The organism is Acidobacteriota bacterium (assembly GCA_020349885.1).
Classification (GTDB): domain Bacteria; phylum Acidobacteriota.
The window spans coordinates 751,009-764,719 of sequence record CP070701.1; the positions used below are offsets into that span (position 1 = coordinate 751,009).

The 13,711-nt window shown below is 62.3% G+C and carries 9 protein-coding genes; all 9 read right to left on the reverse strand.

The annotated features are described in order from the left end of the window. Positions 1 to 386 (reverse strand): ankyrin repeat domain-containing protein (locus JSV08_03255; GenBank protein ID UCF81439.1); only part of this gene is annotated, 386 nt, incomplete at its 3' end. A gap of 5 nt (positions 387 to 391) precedes the next feature. Beyond that, on the reverse strand, positions 392 to 1,864 hold the full coding sequence (locus tag JSV08_03260) for an ankyrin repeat domain-containing protein (protein ID UCF81440.1): 1,473 nt from the start codon (positions 1,862 to 1,864) through the stop codon (positions 392 to 394). Positions 1,865 to 1,869: 5 nt separating this feature from the next. Further along, complete coding sequence (locus JSV08_03265; GenBank protein UCF81441.1) at positions 1,870 to 3,444, reverse strand: ankyrin repeat domain-containing protein; 1,575 nt, start codon at positions 3,442 to 3,444, stop codon at positions 1,870 to 1,872. Positions 3,445 to 3,539: 95 nt separating this feature from the next. Further along, positions 3,540 to 5,414 (reverse strand): tRNA uridine-5-carboxymethylaminomethyl(34) synthesis enzyme MnmG, encoded by a 1,875-nt coding sequence (gene mnmG / locus JSV08_03270; protein ID UCF81442.1) that lies wholly within the window; start codon positions 5,412 to 5,414, stop codon positions 3,540 to 3,542. A 47-nt stretch (positions 5,415 to 5,461) separates the two neighbouring features. Beyond that, a complete protein-coding gene (gene fsa, locus JSV08_03275) occupies positions 5,462 to 6,109 on the reverse strand; it encodes a fructose-6-phosphate aldolase (GenBank protein UCF81443.1) in 648 nt (215 codons plus the stop codon). A gap of 57 nt (positions 6,110 to 6,166) precedes the next feature. Further along, entirely contained in the window at positions 6,167 to 8,695 is a 2,529-nt protein-coding gene (gene gyrA / locus JSV08_03280; GenBank protein ID UCF81444.1) for a DNA gyrase subunit A, read from the reverse strand. A 290-nt stretch (positions 8,696 to 8,985) separates the two neighbouring features. Continuing rightward, positions 8,986 to 10,251: a LysM peptidoglycan-binding domain-containing protein gene (locus tag JSV08_03285; GenBank protein UCF81445.1), complete on the reverse strand. Its 1,266-nt coding sequence runs from the start codon at positions 10,249 to 10,251 to the stop codon at positions 8,986 to 8,988. Between the two features lie 645 nt (positions 10,252 to 10,896). Continuing rightward, positions 10,897 to 11,664, reverse strand: coding sequence for a triose-phosphate isomerase (locus JSV08_03290; protein ID UCF81446.1), 768 nt, complete (start codon positions 11,662 to 11,664; stop codon positions 10,897 to 10,899). Between the two features lie 133 nt (positions 11,665 to 11,797). Next, positions 11,798 to 13,711: hypothetical protein (locus tag JSV08_03295; protein UCF81447.1), on the reverse strand; the 1,914-nt coding region annotated here is incomplete at its 5' end.

The window sequence follows — 13,711 nt, forward strand, 5'->3', positions numbered from 1 at the left end:
AGAGCGGTTATGCCGTAGAGCGCTGGGGACTTAATGTTCGCGTCGGCGCCCGCGTCAATCAGGACCTTTACCGTCTCGGTGTGGCTCCCAGATGCCGCGGCCATCAGGGCGGTCACGCCGTATTTGTCCTTCGCCTCCACGTCCGCGCCCGCGTCAACCAGGGCCTTTACAATCTCGGTTTGGCCATTCTTTGCCGCAAACATCAGGGCGGTTATGCCGTATTTATCCTCCGCATTCACGTCCGCGCCTTGCTCGATTAATTGTTCCACTTTTGCAGTGTCGCCAGCCTCCGCCGCTTCGATCAGGTCTGAATTGATATCCCCGAAAGCCGCCTGCGCGAAAATCAGCGGGAGCAGGAGCAGGATTGTCTTAAAGGGAGGCCGCATTTTCGTCACTCCTTCGCCCCGGCCTGTTTGAGAATTTTCATGATCTCGACGTGGCCTTTCCAAGTTGCCATCTTCAAGGCGGTCGTGCCTTCCATGTCATATGCGTTCACGTCCGCGCCCGCGTCAACCAGGGCCTTCACCATCTCGGTGTGGCCATTCTTTGCCGCAACCATCAGGGCGGTCCAGCCCCATTTGTGCTGTGTGTTCACATACGCGCCTTGTTCAAGCAATTTTTCCACTTTGGCGGCGTCACCGTCCCTTGCCGCACAGAACAGTCTCAAATCGATGCCCACGGAGTTTACTGCTCCGGCCCGTTCGAGGAGCTCCTCAACCTCGGTGTGGTCCTTGAACACCGCCCACATCAGGGCGGTCCAGCCATCTTTGTCCTTCGCGTTCACGTCCGCGCCCGCGTCAATCAAGACCTTCACCGCTTCGGTGGGGCCATTCAATGCCGCCTCCATCAGGACGCTCCAACCGCCTTTGTCTTTCACGTTCACGTCCGCGCCCGCATCAATCAAGGCCTTCGCCGTTTCGGTGTGGTCATGCCGTACCGCAAACATCAGGGCGGTCCAGCCGTCTTCCAAATAATGGCATGCCCCTCCTCCTCCTTCCTTAGGTTCCGTTACGGCGTTCACGTCCGCGCCAGCATCAATCAGGGCCATAACAATCCCCGTGTACCCCTGCTGAGCTGCCAACATCAAGGCGGTTTTGCCCAACTTGTTTTTAGCGCTCACGTCCGCACCTTTTTCAAGCAATCGCTTCACATCGGCGGTATCGCCAGCCTTCGCCGCTTTGAGCAGGTCGAGACCCATAAGCCCGTAGGCTGTTGCGCCAGCTTGCTTGAGAATCTCCACAATCTCGGTGCGGCCTTCCTGTGCCGCCGTCATCAGGACGGTCATGCCTTCTTTGTCCTTCGCGTTCACGTCCGCGCCCGCGTCAATCAAAATCTTCACCGTCTCGGTGCGGCCCCTATGTGCCGCCATCATCAAGGCGGTCCGGCCGTCTTCGTCCTTCACTTTTACGTCGGCGCCCCCATCAATCAGTGTCTTCACCATGTTGGTGTGGGCTTTCCGCGGCCACAGCTGTGCCTCCCACATCAGAGCGGTAATGCCGTCTGTGTCCTTTGCGTTCACGTCCGCGCCCGCCTCAATCAGGACCGTAACAATTCCCGTGTAGTCCCGCTCAGCCGCCAACATCAGGGCGGTTTTGCCCCACTCGTTTTTCGCATCCACGTCCGCACCCGCGTCAAGCAGGGCCTTCACCGCCTCGGCGTGGCCTTCAAGTGCCACCCGCATCAAGGCGGTCCAACCGCCTTCGTTCTCCGCATTCACGTCCGCGCCCTGTTCAAGCAATTTTTTCACTTCGGCTGCGTCTCCGGCCTTTGCCGCTTCGAACAGTTTTAAATTGATATCCCCGAAAGCCGCCTGCGCGAAAAGCAGCGGGAACAGGAGCAGGATTGTCTTAAAGTAAGGTCTCATTTTCGTCACTCCTTCGCTCCGGCCTGTTTGAGAATTTCCACTATCTCGGTGTGGCCCCCTTCTGCCGCATACATCAGGGCGGTTTTGCCGGTGCCGCTGCCGAATTTGTCCTTCACGTTCACGTCAGCTCCCGCGTCAATCAGGATCTTTGCCGTCTCGGTGTAATCATTCGCTGCCGCCATCATCAAGGCGGTCTCACCGTTTTTGTCCTCAGCGTTCACATCCGCACCCGCTTCAATCAAAGCCCTCACCGTCTCGGTGGGGTCAATAGCTGCCGCTTTCATCACGACGATTTGGTCATCTCCTACTTTCACCACCTCCCTGACGCCGCCCTTGCCAATCCTCACAGAGTGGGTGTGGCCCCAAGATGCCGCCCACATCAGGGCGGTCCAGCCGTCTTTGTCCTCCGCGTTCACATCCGCACTCGCATCAATCAGGGCATTTACCGTCTCGGTGTGGCCCTTCTTTGCTGCGCTCATCAGGGCGGTCCAACCTACTGCGTCCTTCGCGTTCACGTTCGCGCCCGCGCCAATCAGGGCTTTCACTGTCTCGGTGCGGCCGACATTTGCCGCCATCATCAAGGCGGTAAAACCGTCTTCCAAAGAACGACATCCTCCTCCGTCAGTTTCCGTTACGGCGTTTACGTCCGCACCCGAAGCAATCAGGGCTCTCACTGTCTCGGTGTGGCCGACACCTGCCGCATACATCAGGGCGGTCCAATCCTCTATGTTCTTCGCGTTCACATCCGCGCCCGCGTCAATAAGAGCCTTTACCGTCTCGGTGTGGCCATCCCACGCCGCAGTCATCAGGGCGGTTGCGCCGTCTTTGGTCTTCGCGCTCACGTCCGCGCCTGCCAGAATCAGGGCTTTCACCGTCTCGGTGCGGCCCATCATTGCCGCATACTTCAGGGCACTCCCTCCAGATTTGTCTTTCGCATTTACGTCTGCGCCTGCGTCTATCAGGGTCTTCGCCATCTCGGTGCAGCCATTCCCTGCTGCAGACATAAGGGCGGTCGTGCCGGTTATGCCCCTCGCGTTCACGTCCGCGCCCGCGTCAAGCAAGGCTTTCACTGGATTGGAGCATCCCCAAGATGCCGCCTCCATCAGGGCAGTCGAGCCGACAATGTCCTCCGCGTTCACGTCCGCGCCCGCATCAATCAGGGTCTTCACAATCCCGTCGTAACCCAATCTTGCTGCCCACATCAGGGCACTCCCACCAGATTTGTCTTTCGCATTTACGTCTGCGCCCGCTTCAATCAGGGCTTTCACCGTCTCGATATGGCCTCCTGCTGCCTCGATATGGCCTCTTGCTGCCGCAAGCATCAGGGCGGTTTCGCCGTAATCGTCCCTCGTGTTTATGTCCGCGCCTTGTTCAAGCAATTTTTCCACTTCGGCGGTATCACCAACCTTTACTGCTTCGAGTAGGTCAGAATTAATATCTCCGAAAGCCGCCTGCGCGAAAAGCAAGGGGAGCAAGAGCAGGAAAGCGAGGGTTTGCAAAGGAGGGGACAGGCCGCCGCGGAAGTCGTTCCTTCCTATAGAACGGGCCTCAGAAAAAACCTCGGTGATGTTGAAGGCCATGGGGGGATTCTAAGGTGGAGCGCAGGGGCGTTGCAAGCGGATTCCCGCTCCGCCTTGAGATGAGCTTGTAGGGTAGGGTAGGGGAGAGACCGCCCTCAAGCGCTGCGCTTCTTTAAATGAATCGCGAGCAAGGACAGGGCGGCGGGCGTGAGGCCCGGCATGCGCCCCGCCTGGGCGAGGTCGGCCGGGCGGACGCGGGCGAGCCGCTCCCGCGCCTCGCGCGAGAGCCCGGAAATATTTTCGAAGGAGAATTTTTTCGGGATGCGCAACGCGGCGCGGCGGCGCATTCTCTCGACCTCCTCCCGCTCCCGGGCGACGTAGCCCTCGTACTTCACCCTGCCCTCGACGATCCGCCGCTCCTTCGGCGCGAGATTCTCCCAGAGTCCTGCGGGCAGGAGCGGCCGCATGCGCTCGAGCGTCATCTCGGGGCGGCGCAGTATCTCATTCAAGGAGAGCACCGTGGAATAATCGAATCCCAGGTGCTCGCGCACGGCGCGGCGGTTTTCCCCGCTCGGGGTCAGCCGGGCCTCTTCGAGGCGCCGGAGGGAAGAGTCGATTCGCCCGCACTGCGCGAGCACGGCGTCGTGGCGTTCCTTATCGACTAGCCCGAGGCGGCGCCCGTGGCGCGAGAGGCGCTCGTCCGCGGTGTCTGCGCCGAGAAGGAGGCGGTACTCGGCGCGCGAGGTGAGCAGGCGGTAGGGCTCCGTCACGCCGCGCGTCACGAGGTCGTCCACCATCACGCCGATGTAGGCCTCGTCGCGCCCCAGGACGAACGATTCTTTCGAGCCTTGCACCAGCAGCGCGGCGTTGACGCCCGCCACGAGGCCCTGCCCGGCCGCCTCCTCGTAGCCCGAGGTGCCGCAGATCTGCCCCGCGCAGAACAATTTCCGCACCTTCTTGGCCTCGAGCGTGGGCCAGAGCTCGGTCGGCTGCACGGCCCAGTACTCGACGGCGTAGCCGTAGCGGGCGAAGGCGACGTCCTCGAGGCCGGGTATTTTCCGCACGAACGCCTCCTGCACGTCGCGCGGCATGCTCGTCGCGATGCCGTTCGGATAGATCCAGTCCGTGTCGAGGCCCTCGGGCTCGAGGAACATCTGGTGGCGGTCCCTTTCGGGGAATTTTTTCACCTTGTCCTCGATGGAGGGGCAGTAGCGCGGGCCGATGCCCACGATGGCGCCGCTGAAGAGCGGCGAGCGGTGCAGGTTCTCGCGCAGGACGCGGTGCGCCTCCTCGTTCGTGTAGCACAGGTGGCAGGGCACCTGCGGGTTCTCGATTTTCTCCGTGCGGGAGGAGAAGGGCTCGGGCTCCGCGTCGGGCGGTTGCTCTCGAAAGCACTCCCAGCGGATGGAATCTTTCAGAAAGCGCGGCGGCGTTCCCGTCTTGAGCCGCAGCGTCTCGAACCCGATGCGGCGCAGCGCGCGCGCGAGCGGCACCGAGGCGGGTTCCCCGTCCCTTCCCGCGCGCTCCTTCTCCTCGCCGCGGTGGATGAGCCCTTCGAGGAAGGTGCCCGTGGTGAGAACGACCGCGCGCGCGTTGAGAAAACGCCCGTCACCGAGGAGCACACCCTCGACGCGCCCCTCGTGGACGCGGATGTCGGCCGCCTCGCCTTCGAGGACGTCGAGGCCGTCGAGATTCTCCAGAATCTCCCGCACCCCGCGGGAGTAGAGCGCCTTGTCGCACTGGGCGCGCGGGGCCTGCACGGCGGGGCCGCGGCTGCGGTTCAGGACGCGGAACTGGATGCCCGCCCGGTCCGCCGCGAATCCCATCAGGCCGCCCAGGGCGTCGATCTCCTTGACGACGTGTCCCTTGGCGAGTCCGCCGATGGCCGGGTTGCAGGACATCGCGGCGATGGTGTCGCGGCTGAGCGTGACGAGTGCCGTGCGGCAGCCCATCCGCGCGGCCGCCCACGCCGCCTCGCATCCGGCGTGCCCGCCGCCGATGACGATGAGGTCGTAGCGCATGGAGCCCATGAATTTTCAGAGCAAAATGATTTTGCCGCTATCCGGGAGGGCTTGAGTTACTTCTTCCTCGCCTTCTCCCAGTCCTCGAGGAATTTCTTGAGGCCCACGTCGGTGAGAGGGTGCTTGAAGCACTGCAGGAGAACCTTGTGGGGCATCGTGGCGGCGTCGGCGCCCGCGAGCGCCGATTCGAGCACGTGCATGGGGTGGCGCAGGCTCGCGGCCAGAATCTCCGTCTTGAAATCGTAGTTGTCGTAGATGGCGCGGATGTCGTGGATTATCTGCATGCCGTGCGAGGATACGTCGTCCACGCGGCCGAGGAAGGGGCTGACGAACGAGGCGCCCGCCTTGGCGGCGATGAGCGCCTGCGTCGCCGAAAAACACAGCGTCGCGTTCACCTTGACGCCCTCACCCGAAAGGATCTTCGTCGCCTTGATGCCCTCCGGGATGATGGGGCACTTCACCACCACGTTCTCCGCGATCTTGGCGAACACCCGCCCCTCCTTGACCATTCCGTCGCGGTCGGTCGCCACGACCTCGGCGCTTATGGGGCCCTTCACGATTTTGCAAATCTCCGCGATGACCTCGTGGTAGTCCCTGCCCTCCTTGGCGATGAGCGAGGGATTCGTCGTCACGCCGTCGAGGACGCCGAGGTCGTGCGCCTCGCGGATTTCCTTAACGTTCGCGGTGTCGAGAAAGAATTTCATAGCGCCGTTTCCCTTTCCTGTTTTATTACCGGACTAGTTTTACCGACGATCGCGCACTCACCCCTGCGGCGTCTCTCCCTCCTTCTCCGGCTCGATGAGCGCCGGGCCTTTGCCGTCGGTCGGCTCGGCGGGGGGCTCGCCGCCGCCCTCCTCCTCCACGTGCTCGGCCACATGGGCGACGGCCACCACGCCGTCGTCCTCGCCGAGTTCGATGAGGCGCATGCCCTGGGTCGAGCGGCCCAGGGTGCGGATGGGTTTGATGCGCGTGCGGATAATCTTTCCGCGCTCCGTGATAATCATTAGCTCGTCCTCGTCGCCCACGTACTTGGAGCCGACGACCTCGCCGTTGCGCTCCGAGGTGCGGATGTTGATGACGCCCTGGCCGCCGCGGCCCTGGAGGCGGTACTCGTCCACCTCGGTGCGCTTTCCGTAGCCGCGCTCGCAGACCGTGAGCACGGTGCCGCGCCCGCGCGAGATGGTCGCCATGTCGACGACCTTGTCGTTCTTGCGGAGCCGGACGCCCCGCACGCCGGTGGCGACGCGCCCCATGTCGCGCGCGTCCTTCTCGGGGAATCGGATGGCCTTGCCCTGCGCCGTCGCGATGAAGATGTCGCGCGCGCCGTCCGTCAGCTCGACGCCGATGATGCGGTCGCCGGGGCGGAGCTTCTGGGCGATGATGCCGCCCGAGCGGGGGTTGGAGTAGCGCTTGAGCGCCGTCTTCTTGATGACGCCCGACTCGGTGCACGAGATGATGAATTTGCCTTCCTCGAACTCGCTCACCTTGAGGAGCGCGGCCAACTTGTCCTCCTTGCTCATCTTGAGAAGCTGCACGATGGGCTTGCCGCGAGCCGCGGGCGACACCTGCGGTATCTCGTAGCCCTTGAGCCAGTAGACGCGGCCCTTCTCGGTGAACACGAGTAGGTAGTCGTGCGTGGAGCAGACGAATAGGTGCTCGACGAAATCCTCCTCGCGCGTCGTCATGCCGATGCGCCCCTTGCCGCCGCGGTGCTGGCGGCGGTAGGTCGTAAGTGGCGTGCGCTTGATGTAGCCCGCGTGGGAGCAGGTGATGACCACGTCCTCCTCGACGATGAGGTCCTCGATGGAAAGCTCCACGCGCTCCGCGACGATCTCCGTGCGGCGCTCGTTGGCGTACGTCTTTCGGATTTCCTGAAGCTCGTCGCGGATGACCTTCATGAGCACCTTGGTGCTGTCGAGGATTTCCTTGAGGCGCGCGATCTCCTTCCGCGTCTCCTTGTGCTCGTCGACGATCTTTTGCCGCTCGAGGCCCGTCAGGCGCTGGAGGCGCATGTCGAGGATGGCCTGCGCCTGTGGGGTGGTGAACTTGAAGCGCTTGGAAAGAGCCGCGCGCGCCTCGTCGGGCGTTTTTGCCTTGCGGATTAGCTCGATCACCGCGTCCAGGTTGTCGAGCGCCTTCACGAGTCCTTCGAGGATGTGCAGCCGCTCCTCGGCCTTGCGCAGCTCGAAGCGCGTGCGGCGCGTCACGACCTCGCGGCGGAAATCGAGAAAGCGCTGCAGCAGGTCCCTGAGCGGCATGAGGCGCGGCTGCCCCTCGTCTATGGCGAGGAGCTGGATGCCGAACGACGCTTCCATGCGCGTCGAGGCGTAGAGCTGGTTCAGGAGAATTTCGCCCACGGCGCCGCGCTTGAGGCTTACGACGACGCGAAGCCCCTCGCGGCTCGACTCGTCGCGCACGTCGGACGCCCCCTCGAGCTTCTTGTCGCGGATGAGGCCCGCGATCTGCGTCACCAGGTCCGCCTTGTTCACCATGTAGGGAATCTCGGTGATGACGATGGCCTGCTCCTCGGTGCGCTTCTTCGTCTCGATCATGGCGCGCGCGCGCATGCGGATGACGCCGCGCCCCGTCTCGTAGGCCTCGCGGATGCCCTGCGCCCCGTAGATGAGGCCCGCGGTCGGGAAGTCCGGCCCCGGGATTTTCGCGAACAACTCCCTGGGCTTGACGCCGGGGTCGTCGATGAGCGCCGTGAGGCCGTCGATGACCTCGGCTAAATTGTGCGGCGGGATGTTCGTGGCCATGCCGACGGCGATGCCCGAGGAGCCGTTCACGAGAAGGTTGGGAATGCGCGTCGGGAGCACGCTGGGCTCCCGCGTCGTGTCATCGTAGTTGGGCTGGAAGTCGACCGTTTCCTTGTCGATGTCCTGGAGCGTCTCCTCGGCGATTCGCGCCATGCGCACCTCCGTGTAGCGCATGGCGGCAGGCGGGTCGCCGTCGAGCGAGCCGAAGTTGCCCTGGCCGTCCACGAGGGGATAGCGCATGGAAAAGTCCTGCGCCATCCGCACGAGGGTGTCGTAGACGGCGGCGTCGCCGTGGGGATGGTATTTTCCGAGGACGTCGCCCACGACGCGCGCCGATTTCTTGTAGGGCTTGTTGTGGCGGTTTGCGAGCTCGTGCATCGTGTAGAGGACGCGGCGATGCACGGGCTTGAGGCCGTCGCGCACGTCGGGAAGCGCGCGCCCGATGATGACGCTCATCGCGTAGTCGAGATACGACTGCCGCATCTCGTCTTCAACGTTGCGCGAGACGGTCTGCTCGATGAGGTTTTCCATAGAGGTGCGCCCTAGAAACTAAGGGTGGTGATTCTGCCCCCGCGTGTGTGCTTCATGCGTGCTTCATGACGGCTGCAATTCACAGGGGTTAGCATAGGCGAAGCACCCCCGAAAATCAAGGAAAATTAGGGGCGTGCGGCATAAAAATATTTCTTAAATTTGATGCTGAATCGGCGCTCGCGCGGGCGCCGCTGCGGCGTCCGACGAAGCCATGAGCCTCAACACAGCATAGGAAGGGAAAATTTTCGCCCCCCGAACGGGGCGGGGAAACGGCGCTCGATGCGCCGTCGCTATTGCACTTCCACCCGCGCGCCGATATCGGCCTCGCGGTACGCGCGCATCACCTTGCAGGTGGCCGTCCGATCCTGCGTGGAAAGGACGATCAACTCGGCCACAGCCTGGCGCTGGAACGCGGGGCCCGCCGGGTTTTCGTAATAGACCGTGAGGTAGTCACCCGGCGCCAAGCCCGCGGCTTCGCCCAAGTCCACGCTTACGATGCTGCGGGTGGCGGCGGACCTTATGTCGTCCTTGGCGTAGACGATGTAGCCCAGGCTCTTGCCGCTCGGCAGGTAGGCCGTGGGCTCGAACACGCGCTCGATGTGTAGGGGGATGGGAATTTCCTCCCAGGGCGCAAGCATGTCTCCCACGACAAGCTCCCGGCATGAATACACGACCTTGGCGGTCGCCGTGCGCCGCTGCACCGCGAGCACCCGTACGCGCCCCGCGCGGTAGACGGCGTTTCCTAAATTCCTTTTTTTCACCGGATGACTCACCTCTTCGTCCACGTGGAAAGCGGCGTATTCCTGGCCGGGCTCGACGCCGTCCTCGTAGCCTTTGTCGAGGTAAACGATTTTGAATGCCGACGTAATCGATGCCGCTTCCTCTTCGAGTGCGGCTACCCGGATGTCATAGTCCTTCGCGGCCTTTGGCCGGATAAAGTAGGAACAGTAGACTTCGTCGTAGCTCGCGGCGGGCTGCGGGCCCCTGCGCTCCACTTCGATGAAGGTTCTCAGCTTTTCGGCTTCCACCAGCGCCACCTCAACTTCTTCCTCCTCCACGGCTTTTGGTTCTACTTCCGCCATGTCCTCAACGCGCACAGCCTCCTCAATGGCCTTGGCCATGGCATCGGGCGTGAGGATAATCACGGGCTTCAGGAAAAGCGGGTCGCCCGGGTAGATCCAGTGGGGGTCGGTGATGTAGAGGTTGTTGTCCCACAAGTGGGGCCAGAGGTAGGGATCGCCCGCGTGGGTCTCCGCAATATCCCAGAGCGTGTCGTTGGGTCGAATGATGTACACTTCCGCGCCTTTGGGCACTTCCGGCACCTGGTAGGGCGACCAATGGTCGTCCACCTCGAGCACGGGCTGGGGCGGCGTGTCCGACCAGTAATTCGGGCTGATGGCAGCGGCGGGCGAGGTTTCCTCCATGGGCGCCTGGACGGTTTCCGCCACCCTTTTTGAAAGATATTCTTCTTGCGCTGCGGCGTCGGCCTGAGGTTCCGGCGTTTCCTCCGCCGGGGGCGCTTCTTCCGCCGCGGCTGCTTGTTGCTCCTCGATCATCGTTGCGGCTGCCGGTTCCCCCTCTTCCGCGCTTTCCTGCGCTAGACCAGGGCTAAAAGGCACCACACCCGCCAAAACGCACACAAGTATCCAATGCTTCATATGGAATCTCCCATTTGTTGACAAATTGCCCCAATAGACCATGAGCCACATTACCATGGCTTTTCGGGCTTGTCAAGTTAAAATTATTCGGATTCGCTTAGCTTTGTAACATAGTTAGCACAAGCAGCTTAAAGTGATACTTTAATAAAATTTTCGGAATTTTCCCTCTTTACTTTTAGGGATTTATGTGATAACGTTGATGTTGAAAATGAAGTTTAGTGTGGAGAGTGATTAAAAATCCTAGGGAGAATAAGGGCGTTGCCTTCTTCTATTCGCCAATAGCGAATTGCCCCCGCCCTTAACACTCCCTTTAAGGGCACCCCCACTGCCGTGAATAATCCATGGCAGTGGGGTTTCTTTTTAACTCCGAGAACGTCACAATCGGGGTTGTGAAAATCGAGGATGGGGGGTTGCGATTTTCACAGTCTCGCTTGCACCCCCGACAAGGTTGCCGGGGCTGGAGCACGTTCCATGGTTTTCACGGAAATTATCGGGAAAACCGCAAAAGACGCCGGCTCCGTCGAAAGGTTTTTTTCGGAGCTTCTATACTGAAGACGCCGCCGCCAGGATGCGGGCGAACGGTTTTGCGCGAAGGCTAGCGCCGCCCACGAGAAAGCCGTCCACGCCGGGGGCGGAAAGGAGATTCTTCGCGTTTCCGGGAGAGACGCTTCCGCCGTAGAGAATCTTCCTGGGCCTAGCGGCAAGCCGCCGCTCGCACCATCGCTCGATGAAGAGGTGCGCCTCGGAGGCGTCGCCGGGCGTGGCGCTCCGGCCGGTGCCGATGGCCCACACGGGCTCGTAGGCGAGCACGACGCGGGACAGCAGGCGCCGCTGGAAATTCTTTCCGAAAAGGCCGCCGAGCTGTTTTCTCAAATAATCCTTGACCCGCCCGCCGCGGCGCGGGCCGAGCGGCTCCCCGATGCACACGATGGGCGTCATCCGGGGAGCCTCGAGCACGGCGTGCATCTTTCGCGCGACGTCGGCGTCCGTTTCCCCGAAAAGGCGGCGCCGCTCCGAGTGCCCCACTATCACGTAAGAGACGCCGACCGCCCGGAGCATCCCGAGCGAGACTTCGCCCGTAAAGGCTCCCTCATTATGGGGGGAGACGTCCTGCGCGGCGAGCGCGGCGGGAAGGCGCTCCTTGCGCAACGCCTCGGCCACGGCCGGAAGAAGCGGGAAGGCTGGCGCCAGGACGACGCGGCAGCGAAGGGGCTTCCTGCGAACATGGCGGGCCAGCTCCCACACGAACGCCGCGGCCTCCCGCGGCGTCTTGTGCATCTTCCAGTTGGCCGTGATTAAAGCGCCGTCCATAGTGCGTATCATGCGCGAAAGCCCCCGCGGCGTCAATCTGGGGCGGGAAGACGGGCGCTCCGGCCCTGGCTCCGGCGGAGCGGGGTCCGCCAACTGGCTGCTGGAAACTGGCTACTGATTTATGGGCACGAACCTAAAACACCGGGCCGCAGAGCGCCCAAGAGCCCATCGACGTCCGCTCGGTTCCGTCGCTGTCGCGGCCCACGCTCGATTGTCCCATGATAGTGGACTCGCTGAGCACGAACCACGAGTCGTCCGGAATGGTGACATCCAGCGTGGCGGTTCCGTCCCCGTTATCCGTCCACACAGTGATCCCGCACACCGTGCCTACAACGGTCGTGTCGTAAAGACCGGAAGCGAGATCGCTCAATTGACCGACATGGAGGTTGTAGACACCACAGTTCGCTTTTTCCAGCGTAATCTGTGCCGCTGCGGGAGCCGCGACGGTAAGGGGCGGCACGCCGAACAAGTCTACGGCCGAAGGCTCGATCGGCCACGGATCGCAGCAACTCATCACGTGGCTGTCCGTACCCTGGCACCCGTTCGCATCCGTCACCGTCACGCTATACATCGACGCCCCGCAATCGGCCAATGCCGTGATCGTCTGCATCGTCGCCCCCGTGCTCCACAGATAGCTATAGGGCGGCATCCCGCCCGACGGATTGGCGTCGAGCACTGCAATGCCGAAGCAATCGCAGACCGATTCGGTAATCATGGCCGAGGGGCCGCAGCCTGTGCTCACGTCGCATCCTGTGTCGCTTACGCTCAGCGTCCCGGACGAGATGGTTGCATTACCCTTCCCGCAACCTTTGCCCGCTTCCGTCAGTTGAAGCTGATAGGTGCCTTTACCGATATAGGCGGCGGTTACGTCAACGGGCTTGAGCGGGTCCGCAATCCCGAAGTCTTTTATCAAGGTCGGGCCCGCGAGCGGGTCGAGAAGCTCCACCTTCGTGCAGTCCAGCAAGTCCGCGGCCCCGCCCTCATGGGTCAGCGTGTAGGAAAGCTCGGCAGAGGTCGCGGGGCTCCCGAGGATGAACGCGGGCGCAAGGAGCGAGCTTGCCGTTCCGTTCTTCATCATCAGCGGGTCCGTCGCTTGCACCGCGGTCTCAATCACCTGGCCCACGGTGACGCCAAACACCGCAATCTCGTCCGGATACGCCCCTTCATCTGAGACGATGTTCGTCACGTCGAACGTGATGTCGTTGATGCAGACGGCTCCCGCGTCCACGACAAAGGAATAGGTGAATTGCGCCGTGCCGCCCGCGGGGATATTTCCATAAACGCCCGGATTGTTGCAAACGCCAGCGGCCACGGCCGAGCCCGGGTTTACCGCAAGATCGGCCTTGACATTGTTGGCCGTAAAGCATTGATTATAAAGTTGTACTGTGATCTGCCACCTCTCGCCCGGCTCAACTATGAGGTCGCCGTCGCCGCACAGTTCCGTCAAGGTAGGAAGCGGATCAAAACCCGCGTCTTGGGCTACGTTGGGCACATTGATCGTGCGTGCAAAGACGCGATGGGATTGAAAGCTCGGGTCGTCGTGGAAGCGTATGTAGGCCACGAGATATTTTCCGCAGGACGAATAGGCGACGGCGGGACTAAAATCGTCATAGGAACTCTGCTGAATGAGGATGCCCGCTGCATCGAGCACCGTTCCATCCGAGGAGGCCACGCGCGCCCCGTAGATGTCGTAGTCCTCGCCGCTCCGCTGGTCATACCACACGACGAAATAGTCCGTTTCGTTCGAAGCTATCGAGGGAGACCACTGGTTGTCCGCCGCCGTGGAGACAGCGATGTCCGTGGGCGTGGGGTCGAGCACCGTCCCCGCCGAGGTGACGCGCGTTCCGTAAATGTCTGCGTTGCCGAAGCCGTTCCGCCCGTCTTCCCACGCGACGAAATAGTCCGTCCCGTTCGAGGCTGCCGAGGACCACCACGGCTTGTCCGACGCCTTTGAGACGGCGTTACCCGCAAGGTCGAGCACCGTGCCCGCCGACGTGACGCGCGCCCCGTAGATGTCATAGCCCACGCCGCTTCGGCCATCAGACCA

What these genes read in the sequence shown, in the direction of transcription:
- JSV08_03260 (UCF81440.1), bottom strand. Translation starts at nt 1,864, where the DNA reads ATGAGACCTTACTTTAAGACAATCCTGCTCCTGTTCCCGCTGCTTTTC.
- JSV08_03265 (UCF81441.1), bottom strand. Translation starts at nt 3,444, where the DNA reads ATGGCCTTCAACATCACCGAGGTTTTTTCTGAGGCCCGTTCTATAGGA.
- mnmG (UCF81442.1), bottom strand. Translation starts at nt 5,414, where the DNA reads ATGGGCTCCATGCGCTACGACCTCATCGTCATCGGCGGCGGGCACGCC.
- fsa (UCF81443.1), bottom strand. Translation starts at nt 6,109, where the DNA reads ATGAAATTCTTTCTCGACACCGCGAACGTTAAGGAAATCCGCGAGGCG.
- gyrA (UCF81444.1), bottom strand. Translation starts at nt 8,695, where the DNA reads ATGGAAAACCTCATCGAGCAGACCGTCTCGCGCAACGTTGAAGACGAG.
- JSV08_03285 (UCF81445.1), bottom strand. Translation starts at nt 10,251, where the DNA reads ATGATCGAGGAGCAACAAGCAGCCGCGGCGGAAGAAGCGCCCCCGGCG.
- JSV08_03290 (UCF81446.1), bottom strand. Translation starts at nt 11,664, where the DNA reads ATGGACGGCGCTTTAATCACGGCCAACTGGAAGATGCACAAGACGCCG.